A 22222-nucleotide genomic window follows, 5' to 3' on the forward strand; every position below is an offset into this window, starting at 1 on the left:
ATTTAATAGCAATATTGTAATATTTATTTTGAAATAAATTTTAAAATATCATTTAAAGTTATATTTTTGGATAAACAATGCTTGTCTATACATTAAACTTGTGTTGTTTTTATAAAAATTAATTTGACACTAGGAACAGAAAGCCTGACTTTTTTGGAGTCAGGCTTTTTTTTATCTAAATCGTAAAAATGTGTCTGAAATACCAAATAGGATCATTTTACGTGGTAAAATCTAAAATAGTTTAACTTCCTCCGCAGAAAATGCAAAAGGCTTATCAGCAAACCATTGTTTTGTTTTAGCCCAAACCCCTTTAAATAAGACCGAATGCCTGTAAGTCTCCAATGCTTCTTTGCTATCCCAAATGCTATATGTAATATATACATCGGACTTATCTGCATCTTTCATAAGAATTAATTGCTGGCATCCAGGAAAACCACCAATCTTCTCTCTGTTTTCAGCAAACATTTCTAAAAAATCTTCAATATGTTTTTCATTAAAAGTCATCCGTACTATTCTGGTAAGCATACTATTTATGGTTAAATTGAAATTTTAATATCACATTCTATTTGCTACAGAAAGCCACAAGCTTTCATTTATTTGCAATCACTTTTCGGTACTCCCACTTGCATTCTGTAGCTTTGCTGTTTCAAACAAGCTAATAGCTAAAATTATCAAAGCAGCAGTAATCGAGGTAATCTAGAAAAAGCATAAGTAATAAAGCATCATTACACTTTTACAGCATCAAAAACATATTCTTTAAATTAATTCAATTAAGATGAAAAGTTCAGAAATCAGGTTTAAGATAGAATTAGATGACCAAAATTATCCTGACAAAATATTCTGGAATGCTTCAGATGGAGCTTCGGAAGGTTTAGAAGAAGCAAAGGCCATTACTATGTCTATTTGGGATCATTTCCGTAAAGAAACCCTTAGAATTGACCTTTGGGGAAAAGACATGCCTGTAGACGAAATGAAAAGATTTTATATAGATACTATTGGAGGTTTGGCTACTAGCCTGCGCAATGCAACCAACGATGAGTTTATGGCTAGTGAAATGGAGAAACTTTGCGATACACTAGTAAAGCATGTACAAGCAGAAGAAGAGCAACAAAAGAAAAAGTAGTTCTTTATCCTGCAAAAAATAAAACCGGAAAAATTTTCCGGTTTTTTTGTTTCTTCAGCTTTTAATAACTCATTGTAGCTATTTAAATACCAATGCCCTATCTGGATAATCGGTAATAATACCATCTACACCCCAAGTCAATAATTTTTGCATTTCGGCTTGCTCATTCACCGTCCACGGAATTGCCAACATACTTGCACTGTGAATTTCATTTACCGAAGTGGAATCTAACATTTGATAGGCAGGACTGTAAATAGCAGGCTTAAAACCAAGCTCAGCAATATTCTCTTCAAAAGTATTTTTATTAGCCACTAAAAAGGCGTTTTTATACTTACTGGCATAATGCTCATTCCAATACTTTAATACCCGTAAATCGAAACTCTGTATGGTAATTCTTTCAGGAGCAATTCCAGTTTGTTCTAAAAAATTATACACCAAATCTGAATAAACTGCTGGTGATGGATGGTATAAATTATCTCCTGCCTCATCTGATTTTATTTCGATATTGTAATCAACCTCAGGCAAGTTATTCTCTTTAATATAACTTTCAATAAAAGTGATGGCAGAGTCAAGTAAAGGCTTGGTTTGTTTCATCTTGTTTTGCTCAGGAAAACGCGGATTCCCTTTACTTCCACAATCATATCTGGCAACCTCCTCATAAGTATGCTGATGAATATTATATGCCTTTTCTTCTTCCTCAGAAATATCATTGCCTAAAGAATCTGTACAAATTGAAGCCGAAAACCAAGGCTCGTGTGATACTACAAGCAAACTATCTTTAGACACTGCCAAATCTAACTCCATGGTATTTACGCCTAATTCTAAAGCTTTTTTAAATGCAGCAATACTGTTTTCTGGAAACAAGCCCCTGCAACCACGATGTCCCTGTAGATCAAATTTGTAAGCTGTGGTTTCAGATTGTTCAGTTTCAGATTGATGTTTTAGCCCTGTTCCGCAACAGGTTAAAAGAACGGCTAAAATAATTGAGAGAAGCATCTCTGCTTTTAAGGTAGTTATTTGCATTGAACTCTTGTTTTTTATGAATAAAACAAAAATACTATAATCGCTCGGAGTAGTAAGCCCTTCTGAAAATGTTCATCAAAAGTTAAAATGATTTGATTATTACAGTAATCTTAACTTCTAATTGGACGGCAAAAAAATCTTCAAAACTTTAATTATTCAATATAAAAATACTTGTTTAAGGAAATTCAAAACATAACTTTACATGAAAAGTTTTCTAATCAAAACTTCTTACCAAACAAACACATTTTTAATTAGGTACTCAGCCTGAAATCCGACTTTTTTATGTTTGACCTTTCAGATAAAGTAGTAGTTGTTACAGGAGGTGGTAGTGGAATCGGCGCAGCTATCTCAAAAACCTTTGCCAAACAAGGAGCCAGTGTATATATACTGGAAATGGACACACAAAATGCCGAAAAAGTTAAAGAAAGTATTATAGCAGAAGGTGGAAAAGCCTCTATATATGCTTGTAATGTAGCTTCGCAGGAAGCCGTAAAAACCACCCTCATCAGTATTTTTGAACAAAGTAATAAGTTCGACATCCTTATAAATAATGCTGGTATTGCTCATATCGGAAATGTAGAAACTACTACAGAAGCAGATATGGACCGCATTTACAGTGTAAACATTAAGGGTGTTTACAACTGCATGCACGAAGCTGTTAAACTAATGAAAAAACAGGGCGGTGGCGCTATACTAAATCTTGCTTCAATTGCTTCTGCGGTGGGTATTTCAGACAGGTTTGCTTACTCTATGAGCAAAGGTGCTGTGCTTACTATGACCTACTCTGTAGCAAAAGATTTTCTAACAGATAATATTCGCTGTAACTGTATAGGCCCTGCGAGAATTCACACACCTTTTGTCGATGGGTTTCTTGCTAACAACTATCCAGGTAAAGAAAAAGAAATGTTTGATAAACTGGCAGCAACCCAGCCTATAGGCAGAATGGGTAAACCAGAAGAAGTAGCAGCACTGGCATTATACCTCTGCTCAGATGAAGCCTCATTTATTACCGGATCATTCTACCCAATCGATGGCGGATTCATCACATTAAACGGATAACAATTTAATTTATAAACCACTTATAACACAATGAAACTAATCAGATTTGGTGCTGTTGGAACAGAAAAACCAGGCGTAATTCTGGATGGAAAGAAACTCGATGTTAGCAGTTTTGGTGAAGATTATACACAAGATTTCTTTGCTAATGATGGCATAAACCGTTTAGCTGCATGGCTTGAAAAACAAACAGCTAGTTGCCCAGAAATTCCTGAAACTGAAAGACTGGGAGCTCCGGTTTTCAGACCTTCAAAAATGATATGCATCGGCCTTAACTATGCCGACCATGCAAAAGAAAGTAATATGGACCTTCCGAAAGAGCCTGTTATTTTCTTTAAAGCTACCTCTGCCATTGTTGGCCCTAACGACGATTTAGTTATCCCAAAAGGTAGTGAAAAAACTGACTGGGAAGTTGAGCTTGCTGTGGTAATTGGCAAAAAAGCTTCTTATGTTTCTAAAGAAGATGCCATGGATTACATCGCTGGTTACTGTCTGCATAACGACTATAGTGAAAGAGCATTCCAAATAGAGCGTGGCGGACAATGGGTAAAAGGTAAAAGCTGTGATACTTTTGCACCTTTAGGTCCTTTTATAGCCACTAAGGATGAAATAGAAGATGTGCACAACCTTAAACTATGGTTAACTGTAAATGGCGAAACTATGCAAGATGGAAGCACCTCTAACTTCATTTTTGATATACCTACCTCTATTAGCTACCTGAGCAATTTTATGACTCTGCAACCGGGCGATATTATCTCTACAGGAACTCCGGCTGGTGTTGGTTTAGGAATGACCCCTCCGGTATATTTAAAACCTGGCGATGTAGTAGAACTTGGTATTGATGGGCTTGGCAGCTCAAAACAAACTGCTAAAGCATTTGAATAAGCACGATAAATTCCAATAAACATTATGAAAGTTTTTGCTCAAACAGTAAATCTAAAAGATGATCCGGAAGTAATAGCGAAGTATAAAAAATACCACAGTGAAATTTGGCCGGAAGTAAGTGAAGCATTAAAGCAAGTTGGTATTCTTGAGATGAAAATATTTCTTTTGGGCAGAAGGCTTTTTATGTATGCAACTGCAGCTGATGAGTTTGTGCCTGAGAGAGACTTCCCAAAATATCTAGAATTACACCCGAGATGTCAGGAATGGGAAGATCAGATGGGAGAATACCAAGAATCTGTAGAAGAAGCCAGCCCGGGCGAAAAATGGGCAATGATGGAACAAGTATTTGATTTAGAATAACACAAAATAAAACCTCTGGTAAATATGAAAATTGATGCACACCAACATTTCTGGCGTTACAGCCCGATTACTCATTCGTGGATTAATGACAGCATGGCTGTGCTCAAACGAGATTTTTTACCAGAGGACCTTAAACCCGAACTCAAAAAAAAGAGCTTTAATGGATGCATTGCTGTGCAAGCAGATCAAAGCGAAGCAGAAAATGATTTCCTACTAAACTTAGCCGACAACAACGATTTTATTAAAGGCGTAGTAGGATGGTTAGATTTAAGAGCCGATAATATTGACGAAAGGCTCGCTCATTACAGTAAACAGCCAAAGTTTTGCGGCTTACGACATGTAGTTCAAGATGAGCCTGATGACGAATTTCTGTTAAGAGAAGATTTTAAAAGAGGTATAAATAAACTGAAACAATACAACCTTACTTACGATATCCTCATCTTCGAAAAGCAATTACCAGTAGCACTAAAGTTTGTAGAAGCTTTTCCAGATCAGCCATTTGTGATCGACCATATTGCCAAGCCTTTAATTATAAGACATGAACTCAGCCCATGGAACGAATATATTCAAAAACTGGCAGAGTTTCCGAACGTTTACTGTAAGATTTCTGGTTTAGTAACTGAAGCTCACTGGAAAAACTGGAAAAAAACAGACCTTACTCCTTACCTCGATGTAATTTTTGAGGCTTTTGATACTCACCGCGTTATGGTTGGTTCTGACTGGCCAGTATGCAAACTAGCAGCCTCATACGAACAAGTAATCGATATTATACAATCATACATACAGGGCTTTTCACCAACAGAAAAAGCTGACATAATGGGCAATAACGCAGCTGAGTTTTACCTAAATCGCAATAACAGCTAAACTACAAATAAGAGATATTTTTTTATTTATTATTATAAAATTCTTATGAATCTCTTTCTTGAAAACAAAGTAGCAATTATTACAGGAAGCACTCAGGGCATTGGCGAAGCCATTGCTGTTGCTTTTGCCGCAGAAGGCGCTCACACAGTTATTACCGGCAGAAATCAGGAAAGGGCTAGCCTTAAAGCTCAAGAAATTACAGAAAAGTTTGGTGCAGAAAGTTTAGGAATTGGAGTCGACCTCGCCCAACCACAAAACTGTAAAGAAATCGTAGACGCTACACTAGCTAAATTTGGCAGTATAGATATATTGGTAAATAATGCTGGCGGTAACGATACTGTAGATTTAGACGCAGGCCCAGAAGCTTTTATCGCATCGCTAAATGGTAATTTGGTGCATTATTATGCCATGGTTCATTTTGCCAAGCAAGCACTTATTAAATCTAAAGGAAATATTGTAAATATCGGCTCTAAAGTAGCGAACCTTGGTCAGGGTAAAACCTCTGGCTACGCAGCCGCAAAAGGAGCTATACAAGGCTTAACCAGAGAGTGGGCAGTAGATTTACTAGATTATGAAATCCGGGTGAATGAGGTAATTCCTGCAGAAGCTTGGACAGAATCTTACAAAAACTGGATTAACACATTCCCTAATCCGGAAGCAAAACTAAAAACTGTAACAGATAAAATTCCACTTGGCAAAAGAATGACTACCAGTGAAGAACTCGCTAATATGGTTGTATTTGTAGCCTCACAAAGAGCTTCTCATATTACAGGGCAGCATCTTTATGTAGATGGAGGATACACGCACTTAGATCGTTCTATATAGTGTTTTAATTGAATATTTTCTTTAAAAAAGCAGCAACACCTTTAGCCTCTGGCTCCTCTTCTTGCTTAATAGCATCAGCAGTAGCCAGTTTACCCTTTAACTGTTTTTTACTATCAAAATCGAAGCTTTTGATAGCCTCTACTACAGTTTCATCAAACAAACACACAAACTCAATACAAATACCTTTGTAAAAAGTGGTAATTTTTCCTCTAAAAGATAAAGAAGTATCTATTTCAAGATGCTTTTGGTTGACTATGGCTTCCAATTCATCTCTGGTACACACTTGAGACGAAGGAACATCTCCATGTATATTTTGACCTAAAACCTCAGAAAACTTAGTTACCATTGCTGCAATTACAATGTTATCTATTTCTAATAATGCAGCCTCTCTCATTTCCGCCCTTCCTAACATACTATCTGGTAAAAGTACACCGCAAAGAATATTTTCAACTTCGGGCGAAATCAGCAAATAAGTAGCAGCTAAAAGATCACCTACAACTTCAGTAAACAACACATGGTATTTCTCGTAGTTATCCTTTAATCTAAATTGACTTTCAGGTGTTTCGGATGCTATTTCAACATCTTTGATAAGAAACTCATCCCTTACCATTTTTGCCACAGAACTACCTGCATTTCCTAATGCTATGTGTGTTACATCACTAATCAGGGTAACTTCCTTTTCTGAAAATATTTTTTTCATTACTGTGATACTGTTTCCGTTCCTTTACTGATATCTTATAAACTTCTAGTAAAAACTATATCGTTGCGTAATCGTAACTACCAAACTTTACTGGATTAAATAAGAGGTTTAATGTACCTGGAATATCCAGCACTAAACACACATTACCATTACCAAGTATAGTAGCTCCGCTAATGAAATAGGCATTATCTACTGGTTGACTTAGAGTCTTTTCTATAATCTCTTTTTGCTGTAGTAATTTGTCTACTACCAGCCCAACCAGTCGCTCATTAAATTTAACTATAATTATATTAAGCTTAGTATCATTCTTTGTCTGATCAAAGCTTTTATGCAAAACATGAGGCTCTCTTACATCTTCGATACGCTCTAGATTAAATATATCTTTTAGAAAAATTACCGACATATTCTGCTCTAGATAACTTGATACCAAACCTCCAGAAACCTTGTGTACATCTTTCTTATAAAGAGAAACTACGGCTTCTGTAAAAGAAAGTGGAATGGCAAACTCTGCATTGTTTAACTCAAACAACAAGGCATTTTTTACTGCCATTGAAGATGGTAGTAACAAGCGAAATGTTGTACCCTTTCCTTTTTTAGTTGATAACTCTATTTTTCCGCCAATGGAATCGAGGGCCTTTTTAACCACATCCATCCCTACGCCTCTACCCGAAATTTGAGTTACTTTTTCGACACTGGAAAAACCAGGTTCAAAAATAAATTTTACTATGTCGTGATCTGATGTTTGCATAGCACTACGCTCAGGAAGCAATCCTTTGGCAATCACTTTTTTTCTGATTGCTGCTGCATCAATTCCCTTTCCATCGTCGATCACATTGATAATTACATGGTCTTTTTCATTGCTGGCTGAAAGTGTAAGCGTTCCGGCTTCGGGCTTACTATTTTTAGTTCTTGCATCTGTGGTTTCTATACCATGACTAATAGCATTTCTCACTAAGTGGATGAGAGAATCACTAATAATCTGCAGAATGTTTCGGTCAATTTCTATATCGGTACCTTCCAGTACTAAGTTTACCTTCTTGCTCTCCAATGCGGCTACATCACGCACAATACGATGAAACTTCTGGAACAAAACATTTACCTGTACCAGTCGCACTCCCATTACAGAATACTGTAAATCTGAAGTTACTCTATATAATCTGGCATATTCACTACCTCGCCCTTTGTGGTTTGCTGCTATACGGTCTTTTTCGATAGCTAACTCTCCCACTAGGTTCAATAGATTATCGAGCTTTTGTACAGGCACCTGAATTAGGTCTGAAAAAGAAATTTTTGGGGCAGAAGGTTCTTCTACAACAGGTTGTTCTTCTTCAATAATTGGCTCCTTAGGTATTAATTTACTTACGGGTTCAGGAGCATTTTCTTTTTCTTGTGTATTGGTAGTTTCTGATTTTGGAGTTTCATCTTTGGTAACAAACTCTTCTTCTTTCTTAGATTCTGTAGTCGCTTGCGCCTCTCTCTCTGCTACATAATCTCTAGAAGCTTTTTGTACACGTTCTTCTCCTCTAGACTCACTCAATATTACTTTTAACTTGGCAACCAAACCTTTGTAACGCACCTGCTTTTCTGAGGTTGATGTTACAGCTTCGATCAGCTCTCCAAGTTTGTCGTTTGCTCTAAAAAGATCGTTAAAGGTATCTTGATTAAGAGACAAACGTCCATTTTTTATTTCGCTAAAAATATCCTCTAGCAGATGAGAAAGAGTTGCAATTCCGTCGAATCCCATACCAGCAGCATTTGCTTTTAAAGTGTGGGTAATTCGGAAAATAGCATTTACCGACTGCTTATCATCATGGTTTTTCTCCAAAACGATAAACAGCCGGTTCAGCTCTTCAAACTGATCCAGTGCTTCTGCATAAAAAATTTGTTTTAACTCGTCTTCTTTCGATTTCATCTTACCTTGAAAAATTCAAAAAAATAAGCCTTTTTAAGCTGGATAACTATTTTCCAAATAGCGGAGATTAAACAATCTCTTATATCACTTATGAATTATAGCTTGATTATTGTAAAACTCGCAACCTTAAGCTGCGGCTACTTTATTTACTACTTCGAGTAATTTCTCTGAAGTAAATGGCTTTACGATATAATCGCTAGCGCCAAGCTCTATACCTGCATTAATAACAGATTGCTGACCAACTGCACTTACCATTACAATTCTTGAAGCGTTACCTTCTGCTTTTAGCGTTTTAATGATATCAAGCCCGAGCATATCTGGCAAAATATTGTCTAGTGTGATAATTTCTGGATTAAGCTCTAATGCCAAATCAACAGCTGTTTCGCCATCAGCTGCCTGACCAACAATGCTAAATCCTGCTTCTTCTAGCGCATCTTTAATTAAAGTACGCATATACAATGAATCATCAACTATAAGAACTGTCTTACTCATACTTGGATTTTTTCTGAATTTTTAAAATTTATTAAATGAAATAGATTTGTTTTAAGCACTTAACTCTTCACTGCCAGCCTGCAAAATGTCTTTTGAAACAATACTGAATATGTCTAAAAGAATAATAAGCCTGTTCTCTAGTCTTACTAAACCTTTGATAAAGTCTTTATCGCCTTCTTCACCAATTACTACATTAGGAGAGTTATCTATTTGTGAGTCGAGTATATTAAGGGTATTAGGTACTTCTTGTACCAAAATTGCCATTTTATACTTATCGCTCTCTACTACCAGAATATAGTTTTTCTTATTCTTATCTTTTTCCTCTTTCATCAACCCGAATTTTTCTTCCAGATCGAGTACTGCCAGAATGTTTCCACGCACATTTGCCACTCCTTTGATGTAAGAAGGCATTAAAGGAATTTTGGCAATATTAGGCGTAACAACCACCTCTTTAATCTCATCGATCATCATGGCATATTCTTCACCACCCAACTTAAATACCACAATCTGGGAACGGTCTACATGCTCTTCCTGCCCATTATCCTTGTCTTTTTTAAGAAAAAGCTCTTTTTTATTCAATAAATTATCTGTCATAACAATAGCTTATCTATTCCTGCGAGACACTCTTATTCTTCTAGTTTGAATCTAGAAATACCATCTTTCAGTTTATTCGATACTTCAGATACTGAGTTCGCTGCACCACCCACTTCAATCATTGCAGTGTTAAGGTCTTCAGCAGCAGCAGACACTTCTTCTGTTCCTTGTGCTGTTTCTTCAGATACTGCTACGATACGTTCAATGTTCTTCGCAATTACACTAATTGCTTCTTTCTGATTATTCGCTGCATCCAATACTTCTTTAGAGAGGTCAAATGTTTCTTGACTAGACTTAAGAATGTTGTCGAATACTTTTTCTGCTTTAATGGTCGCTTCGTTACCGTTGTTTACGTTGTCTTCCATTTGAGTAATAGCTCGACTCGCTGAGGAAACGTCTTTCTGCACATCTTTTACCACCCTATCGATATCTACAGCAGATTTTCTTGAATCTTCCGCCAGTTTTCTAATCTCTTCTGCTACTACTGCGAAACCACGACCTGCATCACCCGCTCTTGCTGCCTCAATCGCTGCGTTAAGTGCTAGCAAGTTGGTTTGTTGCGCAATGTCTGTAATTACGTTTAGAGTTCTCGAAATCTCCTCTGATCTACTGGTAAGTACATCAATTGTAACGGAGGTGGATTTAGCAGAGGTTGATATCTCTGTCATGTTTTTCACCAGCATCTCAATAATCGACATACCACTCTGGCTATTGGTCATACCAGTTTCTGCCGATTTATTAATGATATCAGATTTATTACCCATGGTTTCTGATGATCTTAAGATACCATCTACCAGTTTAGAAGATTCGTCTGTTCTGGCCACCTGCTCTTGCATACCTTCTGATATCTGCTTAATTGCCAGAATTACCTCGCGTGTATTTTCCTGCATCTTCTCAAACTTATTCTGCATAAGTATCGAAGATGTTCCTACAGTTTCTGAACTCTGCTCAATGTCTCGTAGTAGTGTATTCAAATTGAGCATTGCAGAGTTAAGACCAGTAATCATTTTTTCAATTTCACCAGCGGCCTTCCCAGAGTATTTATGTGTTAAATCACCTTTAGATAGCGCATCAATAATTTCCTGAATATCCATAACTGGTTCGGAAATAGATCTCAACAACTCGTTTATAGAACCAATGAGGTCTTTCCATGCACCTTCTCTCCCTTCTTCATTTAATCTTTCTTGTAGGTTTCCTTCGTTACCTGCTAACACCACAACTCTTTGTATTTCTGAGATGATCGTTTTTAAGTTATCGCGAAGCTCAAGGTTGTTTTGAATCATGTTGGCAAGGTCACCAGACATATTCAGGTTCTTAAGATCAAGTTCTGAGTCAAAATTACCTTTTGTCAATTCATCAAGGAATGTACTTAATGCATTAAATGATACCTTAAAGTCTGTTACATCTTGTGCGTATTTTACAACTTTTAGCAAATTGCCATCGTCGTCTTTAATCGGGTTGTAAGTGGCCTGTATCCATATTTCTTTTCCTCCTTTACCCACACGTTGAAATTCACCACCAATAAATTCACCTCGATTTAGTCTGTTCCAGAACTGCTTATAGACATCGCTACTTGCATACTCAGGATCACACAACATGCTGTGATGCCAACCAACTAATTCTTCTCTACTATAGCCTAGTAGGTTAATAAAGTTGTCGTTCACGCTGGTAATTTCACCCGCCATATTAAACTCTATTGAACCAGAAGATTTATCAATCGCGGCTAGTTTACCACGGTTTTCGCTGTTATTGAGACGACGTTTAGTTACATTCTGTGCGAATTTTACCACCTTCATCAAATTGCCTTCGTCATCTGCAATTGGGTTGTAAGTTGCCTCTAACCAAACCTCAGCACCTCCTTTGGTAACTCTTTTATAAACCCCTTTATCGAATTGTCCTTTTCTAAGTTTTGCCCAGAACTCTCTGTATTCAAGAGAATTTGTATATTCTGGTAGACACAATGTACGGTGATGTTTACCTAACAACTCATCTTGAGAATAACCCATGTTACTCAAGAAACTATCGTTTGCAAATATCACATTCCCATCTAAGTCAAATTCTGCCACCAAGTTAGATGAAGAAATCGCTGCCAGTTTACCACGGTTTTCACTGTTAGTAAGGCGTCTTTCTGTTACATCTTGTGCATATTTTACTACCTTCATCAACCTGCCTTCATCATCTGCAATTGGATTGTAAGTTGCTTCCAACCACATTTCCGTTCCGTCCTTCTTTACTCTTTTATAAACTCCCTTATCAAATTGCCCATTCTTAAGTCTTGCCCAGAACTCTTTGTATTCAGGACTATTGGTATATTCTGATAAACACAATGTACGGTGATGCTTACCTAATAATTCCTCTTCTCTATAGCCAGTCTGCTTTAAAAAAGCATCATTTATATAAATTATATTTCCTTCTAAGTTAAACTCTGCCACAAGATTCGACTGAGAGATCGCTGCTAGTTTACCACGGTTTTCACTGTTAGCCAAACGTCTCATTGTTACATCCTGTGCGTATTTCACTACTTTGTAGAAGTTCCCGTCAACATCTTGAATCGGGTTGTAAGTTGCTTCTAGCCAAATTTCAGAACCATCTTTCTTCACTCTTTTATAAACCCCTTTATCTGGTTTACCCTGTCTCAAATTAACCCAGAATTGCTTGTATTCTGTGCTTTCTGCATACTCAGGAGTACAAAGCGTTTTATGAGATTTTCCTTTTAGTTCTTCTTCTGAGTAGCCGATGGTTTCTATAAACTTCTGATTAACTTCATCTATAGTTCCATCCATATTAAACTCAACCATCGCACTGGTTTCACCAATACCATCTAACATCCCCTTAAATTCCAGCTCTTGGTCTTTTTGTTTGGTAATATCGAAACGGATACCTATGTATTTAATCGGCTTGCCATTTTCATCTAATACTGGAGCTATTGTAGCATTTACCCAGTAGTAACCACCATCTTTTTTCTTGTTTCTATATTCTGCCTGAAATATGCGTCCACTTTTAATGGTCTCCCATAATTCTTTAAATACAGCTTTAGGTGTAGAAGGGTGTCTTACAATACTGTGTGGCTGACCGATAAGTTCTTCTTGAGTATAACCTGCTACCTCACAGAATTTTTCGTTTACGAATGTAATTGTGCCATATATATCTGTTTCAGACATTAGGGCCGCAGTGTTAAAGCCGCTTACCCTACTTTCAAGCTCTGTTTTGGTTCTTGCAATTTCAAGCTGTTGGTCTTTTTGCTTGGTAACATCGAAACGGATACCTATATATTTAACCGGCTTGCCATTTTCATCTAATACCGGAGCTATTGTAGCATTTACCCAGTAATGACCGCCATCTTTCTTCTTATTTCTATACTCTGCCTGAAATATGCGTCCGCTTTTAATGGTCTCCCATAATTCTTTAAATACAGCTTTAGGCGTAGAGGGGTGCCTTACAATACTGTGTGGCTTACCAATAAGTTCTTCTTGAGTATAACCTGCTATTTCACAGAATTTATCGTTTACAAAGGTGATGTTACCGTACAAGTCTGTCTCAGACATTAGAGCTGCAGTATTAAAACCACTAATCCTACTTTCAAGCTCTGTCTTGGTTCTAGTAATTTCGAGCTGTAAGTGAACTTGCTCTGAAATATCAACAGCGTACTTAACTATTTTAACCAGTTTACCATCTAAATCGTAAACCGGATTATAGGTTGCATTTAACCAAACTTCTCTTCCGCTCTTTGTAATTCTTTTATATTCTCCCTCATCATGCACACCTTGAGAAAGTTTCATCCAAAAAGCTTCGTACTCTCTAGAAGCTGTATATTCTTGATCGCAGAAAATACGGTGATGCTTGCCATAAACTTCTTTAAAATCATACTCCATTAATTGGAGGAACTTATCGTTGGCAGCTAAGACATGTCCGTCTAGATCAAACTCAACGGATGCATTAGAGGAGTTAATTGCTTTTAACTTGGCTTCGTCTTCTTGAGTTCTACGGTATTGCTCCGTTACATCCTGGGCAAACTTTACTACACGAATGAGCTTACCATTTTTATCTCTAATCGGATTATAAGTTGCCTCTAACCACACATCTTTTCCTTCGCGAGTAAGCCTTTTATATACTCCTTTATCAAACTCACCTCTGCCCAGTTTTTCCCAAAACTCTTTATATTCTTCACCATTAGCATAAATAGGATCACAAAAAGTACTATGATGCCTGTTTTTAACCTCTTCTAGAGAATAGCCTATTATATCTAGAAAAAGCTTATTGGCATTTAGTATTATTCCATCCATATCAAACTCTACCATTCCATTAGATTTGGAGATAGCAGCTATCAACTGGTCACTATAACTGTTGCTGTATGATGTGGAAGTTGAAACCTTTTGTTTATTTTCACTTATTTCTTGGCTCTCATTAGCTAAGCCTTCTGAAAAATTTTGATCCTTATTATGCTCCTCGTGTGCCATATCAAATTATGAAAAAATGAAATAATTGTATAGCTAACGGCCAAGACTTTTTTTCTAGATTTTTATAAGGGATAAAAATTAGTATGAGATGTAATGAATATTAATAATTATTAACTGCATGACTGGTTTTCTTCAAAAATCGAGGCTAAATCCATTGCTTCCAAAAAGCACATTGTAAAAAAAACACAAAAGACAGTTAAAAACCCTACTCAGAAGCTTAGCTTATTTGTCAAATTTCTAAAGAAACAGAACACAAAAGCCCCTTCTGAAGAATCAGAAGGGGCTTTTATATTTTAATACTAATATAGTGTTAAACTACATGTAATAATTGTGTCCTTTTTTTATGAAAAGTTCTAGTCTTCCGCAAAGTTGAAGGGATACTTAAGTCCTGAGTAATCTACTAGCTCAACCCTAACCGAAGCAATAAACATCTTGGCTTTTACTTCAAGCGGCACTCTATTTCTATCATCAGACACCCAGAATGTAATAGCATCTCCACCATCAAAAAGTTTGTTGTCTGGCATAATTGGAGACAAAGCAAAAGTATGTATTTTACCAACTTTGGTTTTTAATACTTCTTTCCCCAGATACTTCACACTAAAATCATAGACAGTATCTTCATATACCGCATTCATATTAATGATGTCGCCAGGGTTTTTATTATCAAAATCGATGGTTCTAAGGTAGTAATAACCACTGATCATGTCTTGAGGATAATCCTTCAACTTAAACTCTTTCACCTTTACCTTACCCTTCTTATCTTGTTTGAGCTTTCCTTTTTTATTTTTATGATCGAATAATGTCGTTTCTTTTAATTTGTAGCTTTTACCCTCATTAATATCTCTAAAGAATTTCTGAGAAGTAATGGCTCCAGTATCTATATAAGAGCGCCACAAATCTTCTACTTGATAAAACCAAGAGGCCATACCAGTAGTTTTTCCGTGTACATCAACTTTATAACAATCTCGGCCATTTACCTTATGGATGTCTTCGTCAAGAGTAATTACTCCCTCGCCTCCATTAAAGCCAAGATAATGCGCTTCATATACAAAGCGCTCCCCACGGGCAAAGCTGTTATTCTTTATTTGTCTGTATTGGTGCCCGTCTTTTACAATAAATGAGCTGCTTAATAATACAGCTACTATATAAAATATATATTTCCTCATAGCTTCAGGTTTATGTCTTAAATCTGAAAAAAAACTAGGCTATTTCAAATTCATACTATTAAACGATAAGCCCCTTATTTAAGTTTTTTCAGGATAATTTGCAAAGATAAACTCACTACAATCTTCAAAACTGAAGAGAACAATTAGAATTGCGGTATAATTTATTTTTTTTATTCAATCCTAATCTTTCACCTTTGCACTTATATTTTCAACCTAAATAAAAGACAATAACCATGACTGATAGTCACGCCCATATATACTCAGACAAATTTAAACAGGATGTTGACAAAATTCTTGAAAAAGCTTTTGAACAAAATGTGAATAAAATTTACATGCCTAACATAGATCACCAATCTATAGACGGTATGCTTGAGCTTGAAGAGAAATATAAAGGCAAATGTTTTAGTATGATGGGACTACACCCATGCTCTGTGGATAAGCATTTCGAAAAAGAACTTTATATAGTAGAAGAATGGCTAAACAAACGCCATTTTACAGCCGTAGGCGAAATGGGGATCGACTTATATTGGGATAAAACGCATTTTGAGCAGCAAAAAGAAGCTTTTAGAATACAAACCGAATGGGCTAAAAAATTCAAATTACCCATAGTAATTCACATTCGCGAAGCGATGCAAGAAACCCTTGAGCTGTTGGAAAATGTATATGAAGAAGGGCTTACAGGCGTAGTACACTGCTTCACTGGTAACCTAGAAGATGCCGAAAGAGTTATAAAACTCGGTTTTAAATTGGGCATTGGTGGTGTTGCAACCTTTAAAAACGGCGGTTTGGATAAAGTGCTGCCGCATATTGGTTTAGAGCATTTGCTTTTAGAAACCGACAGTCCTTACCTTGCCCCTAAACCACATAGAGGAAAAAGAAACGAGCCTTCTTATATTCCGATTATTGCACAGCGAATTGCCGAGTTAAAAGATGTAGATGTGGCTGAAGTTGAAAAAGTAACTGATGAAAATGCAGCCGCACTTTTTGTGACTGAGCCTATATAAAGCAATAAATAGCAATCTATCTCCCATGCATAATTTTTTATTGTTACAAGAAAATCTAATTTTGTAAGATTGCATATTAGAACTTAAAAACTGAGGATAAATGGCATACAATTTATTAAAAGGAAAAAGAGGCATAATTACTGGTGCTCTGGATGAAAACTCAATTGCCTGGAAAGTAGCTCTAAAAGCGAAAGAAGAAGGCGCTTCATTTACACTTACCAATGCACCTATTGCTTTGAGAATGGGAAAAATTAATGAGTTGGCAGCAGCTTGCGATACTGTAGTAATTCCCGCAGATGCTACTTCTACCGAAGACATTGAAAAACTATACACCGAATCAATAGAAAAATTAGGTGGAAAAATCGATTTTGTTCTTCACTCAATCGGTATGAGCCCTAACGTACGTAAATCAAAAGAATACGGCGATCTTAACTACGATTGGTTTCTTAAAAGTATAGACATCTCTGCACTTTCTTTTCATAAATTAATGCAGGTAGGCGAAAAAACAGATTCACTTAATGATGGTGGTTCTATTTTGGGGCTATCTTATATTGCTGCTCAGCGTACTTTTTCTCACTACAGCGATATGGCTCAAGCTAAAGCTGTATTAGAATCTATTGCCAGAAGCTACGGTGAAAGATTAGGAAAATCTAAAAAAATAAGAGTAAACACTATTTCTCAATCTCCTACAGTAACTACTGCTGGTAAAGGTATCGATGGGTTCCAAGAGTTTATGGACTTTGCAGAAATGCTATCTCCATTAGGTAATGCTTCTGCAGAAGAATGTGCCGATTACATCATCACACTTTTCTCTGACCTTACAAGAAAGGTTACTATGCAAAACCTTTTCCACGATGGCGGATTCTCTTCTACTGGTTTCTCAGAAGACCTAATTGCAAAATTGAAGAAGTAATTAGAAAATATATTTACAAAAAAACTCCTTTGAGCTTAAGCTTAAAGGAGTTTTTTTATCTATAAATTTTCCATTGTCATTATTTAAATCGTTTACCAATACCCACTCTTATTAGTCCTGAAGGATCCTCCATTTGTCTATAACCAAAGAGTAAGTTATACTTGGCATCTGCCGAGAACACAAAATCTCTTGCCATTTCTCGCTCAATCCCAAAACCTACTGTCCATCCTAAACTCGAATAATACCCTAAATGATAAGTGGTTTCATATTCATAAACCTTATTGTCACTATGCATATAAGAAAAATTACCCAAACCAAAACTAACTGTTTCAGTGTGATTATGCATCAGCCCTAATATTGCATGTATTCCATTACCCAAAATCTTAATAGGTGCTTGGTACTTGAGGTACAATTGTCCGTATGTTACAGAACGTCTATTAAATCCATACAAAAGGGCATCATCTGCTTGCATGCCTATTATCTGCTCATCTATCGCCTCAGGCACCCCAACTCCATCTAGTATTCTGCCTGGATAAGTATTAAATTCTTCAGGAAAATTATTGTACTTACCTACACCAGCATTCAATCCTAAAAAGAAACCATGCTTAAGTGCTCGCTCATAATAGACTTCTACATTTGGGCCTATTTCTCTGTAAAGAGAGACATCTATAATACCTGCTTTAATACCGAATATATTCGGCTTTTCTTCTGCATTTTCTTGTGCTAGTAAATTATATGAAATCAAAATCATCAATACAGCTGATAAGAATACTTTCATTTTTTTGTGATAGATTGTTGAAGTTAGAATAGCAATAAATACCTTATTTAAGGTAACCGTAAACATAATGCATATTTATAGACACACAAATAAATACCAATAATTAATTAATTTAACTCTAGCAGAAACAGACATTTTCCCCTACCCAGAGCTTATTCTTTCAATTTCATTAGTACTTCATAAGGAGGAGTAGAAAAATGCGTTTACTGAGTATTATATCACACTCAAAAAATATTTTTTGTATCGCATTTTTTACAACCAATAATCAGCCATGTCTTTAATAAAATGCTTTCTGCTTATTCTTGGATTATTTTTAAGTGTGAGTACTAGTTTTGCTCAAACCTTCAATACTACCAACCTATATCCCGAAAAACTCAACATACAGGCAAAAGTACACTACATTAGTGATGGCACTGAGCATCTGTCTTTTAATGAAATAAAAGCTATACCACCCACAAAATGGACTAAGTTACCGAATGGCGATATTCTTAACATGGGCTATACAAAAGATATAACATGGATTAGAATAGATATAAAAAATACAAATCCTGAAACAAACAATTGGCTCTTCCACATTAATTATACTTTACTAGATTCTTTAGATGCTTACCTGCAAAAACCTGATAGAACTTGGAAAGAAATACACACAGGCAGAGGCTTACCTTTTGATTCACGTGGAGAAATAAAAAGTCATCAATTTGCATTTAGACTGAATTTACCTGATAGCAATACTTATAGTTGCTTTTTTAAAGTACACACGAAAGGCCCACTTATTTTTCCAATTACTGTAAAGCAAGAAACAGCTTTTCAGCAAAGCATGATGGATAGCCACCTTTATTATGGCATCTATTGTGGCGCATTGGTAATCATGATCTTTTACAACCTCTTTGTGTTTATCACACTCAGAGATTCAAACTACCTCTACTACCTGCTTTCCATTATCTGTACAGTAGGTATTTTTATGACGGTTGCCGGCTTTAGTTTCAAATACCTATTTCCTGAATCGGTTTGGTGGAATATGTATTTCACTAGAATCTTTATGGGACTTGTGGTAATGGCAACAGGTAGCTTTGCTCTTAACTTTCTGGAAATAAAAAAATACATTCCTTGGACAGGCTACCTACTAAAAGGAATAATGATAGCCTCCATAATTGCAATTATTCTGGTAGTAACCGACATAAGACCATCTGCAACCAACTCGGTAGTTTCACTACAAACTATCTCTCTGCTTATAACAGGTATACTAGCATGGAGAAAGGGAAACCGCTATGCGAGATTCTATGTATTTGCGTGGACTTTCTATTTGCTAGGTGGTTCTCTCATCACTTTACGAAATGCAGGCATATTACCAGTAAACTTATTTACCACACATGGAGCAGAAATAGGTTCTGCTATGGAAGTAATGTTGCTATCTCTGGCATTGAGCGACCGTTACAGAATTATTAAGCAAGAAAAAGAAGCACTACAAGAAAAGAACCTACGCATACAGCAAAAACACAATGAAGAACTAGAAAAAAAGGTACAAGAAAGAACCATTAAACTTTCAGAAGCAAACGAAGAGCTCAACCAGATAAATGAAGAACTGAACACCACATTAGAAACTGTACAAGCTCAAAAGGAACAAATTTCTGCACAACACGACAATATAAGAAAACAAGCTCTCCAACTAGAAGAAGCCTACAGCAGTATACAAAGCAGTATCAACTATGCCAAGCGCATACAAGAAGCCAAACTTCCACAACTCAATAACATCAAAAAAGCATTTCCGAACTCTTTTGTGTTTTTCAGGCCAAGAGACCATGTAAGCGGCGACTTTTATTGGTTTGCAGAAGTAAAAGGCAAAAAACTAATTGCAGCCGTCGATTGTACTGGGCACGGTGTACCCGGTGCTTTTATGAGTATGATTGGCAGCGAGTTATTAAACGAAGTAGTAAAACAGCGCAAAATTCTTCAAGCAGATTTAATTCTAAATCACTTGCATTTGGGCATTAGCCAAACTTTAAGACAAAAAGAAACTGCAAACCGCGATGGTATGGACATGGCTATTTGTATTTGGGATGAAGAAAACAATACGCTACAATATGCCGGAGCCAAAAACCCCATGGTCTATATGAATGAAGGTGAAATGCATGAAATTAAAGGAGACAAAATGCCTATTGGCGGAATGCAGAACGAAGAAAATTGCCTATTCACCCTCCACGAAATTAAAATAGATAAACCTTGCCACATCTATATTTACTCAGATGGTTTTCAAGATCAGTTTGGAGGAGATGAAGGTAGGAAGTTCATGAGCAAACGCTTTAAACAATTGCTATTTAAAAATCATGAACTCCCTATGGAAGACCAACACCAAATACTGTCGCACACTTTTGAGCAATGGCTCGAAAATGAAAATCACAACGAACTTCAAATAGACGATGTATTGGTTATTGGCTTTCAGGTTGAGCCGGTTAAGGTTTTGCACAACTCTTAGTAATCACAAAATACTATTGTGCTGCTCCTTCTGCCTCTACTTCAATAGAAACAGTTAAATCATCAGAAAGGGTTAGGCTATTACCACCTACACCAAAATCTTGACGGTTTATTTCAAAACTTCCTTTTATTGAATACATATTTCCGCTTACATCTACAGTAAAAGGAATGGTAACTTCTTTGGTTTGATCTTTTATTGTAAGATCGAACTTACCTTCGTAACTACCTTCACCAGTAGATTTAATAGAAGTAGATTTCATTGAGATGCGTGGGTACTTTTCTACATCAAAATAATCATCTTTCTTTAAATGTTTATCTCTCATACCAATGCCTGTATCGATGGTAGATACATCTACACTTGCTTCCAATGTACTTGATTCAGGACTTTGCGGATCAAATTTGATATCGCCTTTAAAGCCACCTAAAGAACCATCTACGCCTATACCTGCATTTCTAATTTTAAAGGTAACTTGTGCTTGGGTTACCTCTTGTGCATATACACCAACAGAAGTAAAAGCGATAAACAGACAAGCAGTAAATAACTGTGTTAAAAAAGTTTTTTTCATGTTTCAATTAAATTTGTAGAGATTTTAAATTCTTCGCAATACTTACGAAGCACTCCATTCCAATACCTTTTATTTCAGGTAAAGTTTCATTCTTAATTTAAAAACACACAGATTTAGACGAATGTTTACTTGATGTATACCTAACTTAATAAATTTTACTGCTTATGAAAATGTACATTCTTGTAAAGCGCAACGTACCTGACAGGCTTGTTCCTGTAATTTGTGCACATGCTTCACTGGCTTGCTTTAAAAAATTTGAACAAGACGAAGACATGCAAAAATGGATGAATCAGGTATTTAAAAAAGTGGTTTGTGCGGTAAATGATAAGGAATTTGAAAACGCCAAAAAAGAAGATAAACACGTTTTACTCACCGAATCTGCACTAGATAACCAAGAAGTATGTCTGGCTTTTTGCCCCAGAGAAGAGTACTCCAAACAATTCCGCTTCTTTAAAATGTGGACCCCCTCCTAAAGATTAGGATAAAGAAAAATGTTATTTTTAAAAGTGGTGGCTTGAAAATCTGGCGGGGAGGTGCGTTGGGTTGAGTGGAGAAGCTTAAGATTTTCTTGATTTTTTGGTTCGTTTTTCATCAAGGAAAAATGAACAAGCTATAGTTAAAATTGTATCGATTAAAATAAAATACTTCTTATACGCCAATTAACTTTTTAAACATAAAACTTTGACAACCCTATACATCATGGCTGCTATCTACATACTGGCAGGCATCAATCACTTTATAAACCCGGGCATGTATTTAAGAATTACGCCCAAGTGGGTTCCCATGCCCGACAAAGCCAACCTATTTGTGGGAGTGGTAGAAATACTATTGGGAGCCTTGTTATTATTCCCTGCGTATAGAGCTTTAGCAGCTTGGGGTATTATCGCTTTGCTCATCGCCATTTTCCCTGCAAATATTTACCATTTCCAAAAAGCGCAAAAGAAAGGCAAAGCCATAGTAACAATAATTACTTTAATTCGACTGCCTTTACAGGGATTATTAATTTACTGGGCTTATATTTATACCTAAACC

General features: G+C 36.3%; 21 protein-coding genes. 11 read left to right on the plus strand and 10 right to left on the minus strand.

Annotated elements, in window-relative coordinates; translation table 11 throughout:
* Positions 1–231 precede the first annotated feature (231 nt).
* On the minus strand, positions 232–525 hold the full coding sequence (locus OQ292_RS05025) for a putative quinol monooxygenase (RefSeq protein ID WP_284684960.1): 294 nt from the start codon (positions 523–525) through the stop codon (positions 232–234).
* A gap of 250 nt (positions 526–775) precedes the next feature.
* Here OQ292_RS05025 and gldC point away from each other — a divergent pair, with 250 nt between their 5' ends.
* Positions 776–1123, plus strand: a complete 348-nt coding sequence (gldC, locus tag OQ292_RS05030; RefSeq protein ID WP_284684961.1) for a gliding motility protein GldC — start codon at positions 776–778, stop codon at positions 1121–1123.
* Between the two features lie 78 nt (positions 1124–1201).
* On the opposite strand, the gene OQ292_RS05035 is transcribed toward gldC, so the two are convergent.
* Positions 1202–2146, minus strand: a complete 945-nt coding sequence (locus tag OQ292_RS05035) for a glycerophosphodiester phosphodiesterase family protein (RefSeq protein WP_284684962.1) — start codon at positions 2144–2146, stop codon at positions 1202–1204.
* A 282-nt stretch (positions 2147–2428) separates the two neighbouring features.
* Between OQ292_RS05035 and OQ292_RS05040 the strand changes: the two genes are divergently transcribed.
* Genes OQ292_RS05040 through OQ292_RS05060 form a run of 5 tightly spaced genes read left to right on the plus strand, consistent with a single transcriptional unit; the run spans position 2429 to position 6136 of the window.
* Positions 2429–3205, plus strand: a complete 777-nt coding sequence (locus OQ292_RS05040) for an SDR family NAD(P)-dependent oxidoreductase (RefSeq protein ID WP_284684963.1) — start codon at positions 2429–2431, stop codon at positions 3203–3205.
* 30 nt (positions 3206–3235) lie between these two features.
* Complete coding sequence (locus OQ292_RS05045; protein ID WP_284684964.1) at positions 3236–4087, plus strand: fumarylacetoacetate hydrolase family protein; 852 nt, start codon at positions 3236–3238, stop codon at positions 4085–4087.
* A 24-nt stretch (positions 4088–4111) separates the two neighbouring features.
* Positions 4112–4447, plus strand: coding sequence for an L-rhamnose mutarotase (locus tag OQ292_RS05050; protein ID WP_284684965.1), 336 nt, complete (start codon positions 4112–4114; stop codon positions 4445–4447).
* 24 nt (positions 4448–4471) lie between these two features.
* Positions 4472–5311: an amidohydrolase family protein gene (locus OQ292_RS05055; RefSeq protein WP_284684966.1), complete on the plus strand. Its 840-nt coding sequence runs from the start codon at positions 4472–4474 to the stop codon at positions 5309–5311.
* A 45-nt stretch (positions 5312–5356) separates the two neighbouring features.
* The gene (locus OQ292_RS05060; RefSeq protein ID WP_284684967.1) at positions 5357–6136 is read left to right on the plus strand and encodes an L-fucose dehydrogenase; all 780 of its coding nucleotides are present in this window, start codon (positions 5357–5359) and stop codon (positions 6134–6136) included.
* A 4-nt stretch (positions 6137–6140) separates the two neighbouring features.
* Here OQ292_RS05060 and OQ292_RS05065 read toward each other — a convergent pair whose 3' ends face one another.
* The 6 genes from OQ292_RS05065 to OQ292_RS05090 all read right to left on the minus strand — a co-directional run bounded on the left by OQ292_RS05065 (position 6141) and on the right by OQ292_RS05090 (position 15457).
* Positions 6141–6836 (minus strand): hypothetical protein, encoded by a 696-nt coding sequence (locus OQ292_RS05065; RefSeq protein WP_284684968.1) that lies wholly within the window; start codon positions 6834–6836, stop codon positions 6141–6143.
* Between the two features lie 55 nt (positions 6837–6891).
* Entirely contained in the window at positions 6892–8748 is a 1857-nt protein-coding gene (locus OQ292_RS05070) for a chemotaxis protein CheA (RefSeq protein WP_284684969.1), read from the minus strand.
* A gap of 126 nt (positions 8749–8874) precedes the next feature.
* A complete protein-coding gene (locus OQ292_RS05075) occupies positions 8875–9240 on the minus strand; it encodes a response regulator (RefSeq protein ID WP_284684970.1) in 366 nt (121 codons plus the stop codon).
* 51 nt (positions 9241–9291) lie between these two features.
* On the minus strand, positions 9292–9834 hold the full coding sequence (locus OQ292_RS05080) for a chemotaxis protein CheW (protein ID WP_284684971.1): 543 nt from the start codon (positions 9832–9834) through the stop codon (positions 9292–9294).
* Positions 9835–9866: 32 nt separating this feature from the next.
* Positions 9867–14291 (minus strand): PAS domain S-box protein, encoded by a 4425-nt coding sequence (locus OQ292_RS05085; RefSeq protein ID WP_284684972.1) that lies wholly within the window; start codon positions 14289–14291, stop codon positions 9867–9869.
* Between the two features lie 353 nt (positions 14292–14644).
* Entirely contained in the window at positions 14645–15457 is an 813-nt protein-coding gene (locus OQ292_RS05090; RefSeq protein WP_284684973.1) for a DUF3108 domain-containing protein, read from the minus strand.
* Positions 15458–15690: 233 nt separating this feature from the next.
* On the opposite strand from OQ292_RS05090, the gene OQ292_RS05095 reads away from it, so the two are divergent.
* Together OQ292_RS05095 and OQ292_RS05100 are read left to right on the plus strand one after the other, a co-directional pair.
* A complete protein-coding gene (locus OQ292_RS05095; protein ID WP_284684974.1) occupies positions 15691–16461 on the plus strand; it encodes a TatD family hydrolase in 771 nt (256 codons plus the stop codon).
* A 100-nt stretch (positions 16462–16561) separates the two neighbouring features.
* The gene (locus OQ292_RS05100) at positions 16562–17374 is read left to right on the plus strand and encodes an enoyl-ACP reductase FabI (RefSeq protein ID WP_284684975.1); all 813 of its coding nucleotides are present in this window, start codon (positions 16562–16564) and stop codon (positions 17372–17374) included.
* Positions 17375–17453: 79 nt separating this feature from the next.
* Here the strand turns inward: OQ292_RS05100 and OQ292_RS05105 are convergent, their stop codons facing one another.
* Positions 17454–18152: a hypothetical protein gene (locus OQ292_RS05105; protein WP_284684976.1), complete on the minus strand. Its 699-nt coding sequence runs from the start codon at positions 18150–18152 to the stop codon at positions 17454–17456.
* Between the two features lie 271 nt (positions 18153–18423).
* Between OQ292_RS05105 and OQ292_RS05110 the strand changes: the two genes are divergently transcribed.
* The gene (locus OQ292_RS05110; RefSeq protein ID WP_284684977.1) at positions 18424–20625 is read left to right on the plus strand and encodes a 7TM diverse intracellular signaling domain-containing protein; all 2202 of its coding nucleotides are present in this window, start codon (positions 18424–18426) and stop codon (positions 20623–20625) included.
* Between the two features lie 13 nt (positions 20626–20638).
* Here the strand turns inward: OQ292_RS05110 and OQ292_RS05115 are convergent, their stop codons facing one another.
* Complete coding sequence (locus tag OQ292_RS05115; RefSeq protein ID WP_284684978.1) at positions 20639–21190, minus strand: YceI family protein; 552 nt, start codon at positions 21188–21190, stop codon at positions 20639–20641.
* 164 nt (positions 21191–21354) lie between these two features.
* Between OQ292_RS05115 and OQ292_RS05120 the strand changes: the two genes are divergently transcribed.
* Positions 21355–21663, plus strand: coding sequence for a peptidyl-tRNA hydrolase (locus OQ292_RS05120; protein ID WP_284684979.1), 309 nt, complete (start codon positions 21355–21357; stop codon positions 21661–21663).
* Between the two features lie 208 nt (positions 21664–21871).
* Complete coding sequence (locus OQ292_RS05125) at positions 21872–22219, plus strand: DoxX family protein (RefSeq protein WP_348970604.1); 348 nt, start codon at positions 21872–21874, stop codon at positions 22217–22219.
* Positions 22220–22222: the final 3 nt, after the last annotated feature.

This window comes from Chondrinema litorale (assembly GCF_026250525.1).
In the GTDB taxonomy this organism is placed as follows: Bacteria; Bacteroidota; Bacteroidia; order Cytophagales; family Flammeovirgaceae; genus Chondrinema; species Chondrinema litorale.

Bases quoted from the DNA above. Each gene is read 5' to 3' on its own strand.
- OQ292_RS05055 (WP_284684966.1), top strand. From the start codon at position 4,472: ATGAAAATTGATGCACACCAACATTTCTGGCGTTACAGCCCGATTACT.
- OQ292_RS05115 (WP_284684978.1), bottom strand. From the start codon at position 21,190: ATGAAAAAAACTTTTTTAACACAGTTATTTACTGCTTGTCTGTTTATC.
- OQ292_RS05060 (WP_284684967.1), top strand. From the start codon at position 5,357: ATGAATCTCTTTCTTGAAAACAAAGTAGCAATTATTACAGGAAGCACT.
- OQ292_RS05050 (WP_284684965.1), top strand. From the start codon at position 4,112: ATGAAAGTTTTTGCTCAAACAGTAAATCTAAAAGATGATCCGGAAGTA.
- OQ292_RS05085 (WP_284684972.1), bottom strand. From the start codon at position 14,291: ATGGCACACGAGGAGCATAATAAGGATCAAAATTTTTCAGAAGGCTTA.
- gldC (WP_284684961.1), top strand. From the start codon at position 776: ATGAAAAGTTCAGAAATCAGGTTTAAGATAGAATTAGATGACCAAAAT.
- OQ292_RS05035 (WP_284684962.1), bottom strand. From the start codon at position 2,146: ATGCAAATAACTACCTTAAAAGCAGAGATGCTTCTCTCAATTATTTTA.
- OQ292_RS05100 (WP_284684975.1), top strand. From the start codon at position 16,562: ATGGCATACAATTTATTAAAAGGAAAAAGAGGCATAATTACTGGTGCT.
- OQ292_RS05120 (WP_284684979.1), top strand. From the start codon at position 21,355: ATGAAAATGTACATTCTTGTAAAGCGCAACGTACCTGACAGGCTTGTT.
- OQ292_RS05095 (WP_284684974.1), top strand. From the start codon at position 15,691: ATGACTGATAGTCACGCCCATATATACTCAGACAAATTTAAACAGGAT.
- OQ292_RS05065 (WP_284684968.1), bottom strand. From the start codon at position 6,836: ATGAAAAAAATATTTTCAGAAAAGGAAGTTACCCTGATTAGTGATGTA.
- OQ292_RS05040 (WP_284684963.1), top strand. From the start codon at position 2,429: ATGTTTGACCTTTCAGATAAAGTAGTAGTTGTTACAGGAGGTGGTAGT.
- OQ292_RS05070 (WP_284684969.1), bottom strand. From the start codon at position 8,748: ATGAAATCGAAAGAAGACGAGTTAAAACAAATTTTTTATGCAGAAGCA.
- OQ292_RS05025 (WP_284684960.1), bottom strand. From the start codon at position 525: ATGCTTACCAGAATAGTACGGATGACTTTTAATGAAAAACATATTGAA.
- OQ292_RS05105 (WP_284684976.1), bottom strand. From the start codon at position 18,152: ATGAAAGTATTCTTATCAGCTGTATTGATGATTTTGATTTCATATAAT.
- OQ292_RS05090 (WP_284684973.1), bottom strand. From the start codon at position 15,457: ATGAGGAAATATATATTTTATATAGTAGCTGTATTATTAAGCAGCTCA.
- OQ292_RS05110 (WP_284684977.1), top strand. From the start codon at position 18,424: ATGTCTTTAATAAAATGCTTTCTGCTTATTCTTGGATTATTTTTAAGT.
- OQ292_RS05045 (WP_284684964.1), top strand. From the start codon at position 3,236: ATGAAACTAATCAGATTTGGTGCTGTTGGAACAGAAAAACCAGGCGTA.
- OQ292_RS05080 (WP_284684971.1), bottom strand. From the start codon at position 9,834: ATGACAGATAATTTATTGAATAAAAAAGAGCTTTTTCTTAAAAAAGAC.
- OQ292_RS05075 (WP_284684970.1), bottom strand. From the start codon at position 9,240: ATGAGTAAGACAGTTCTTATAGTTGATGATTCATTGTATATGCGTACT.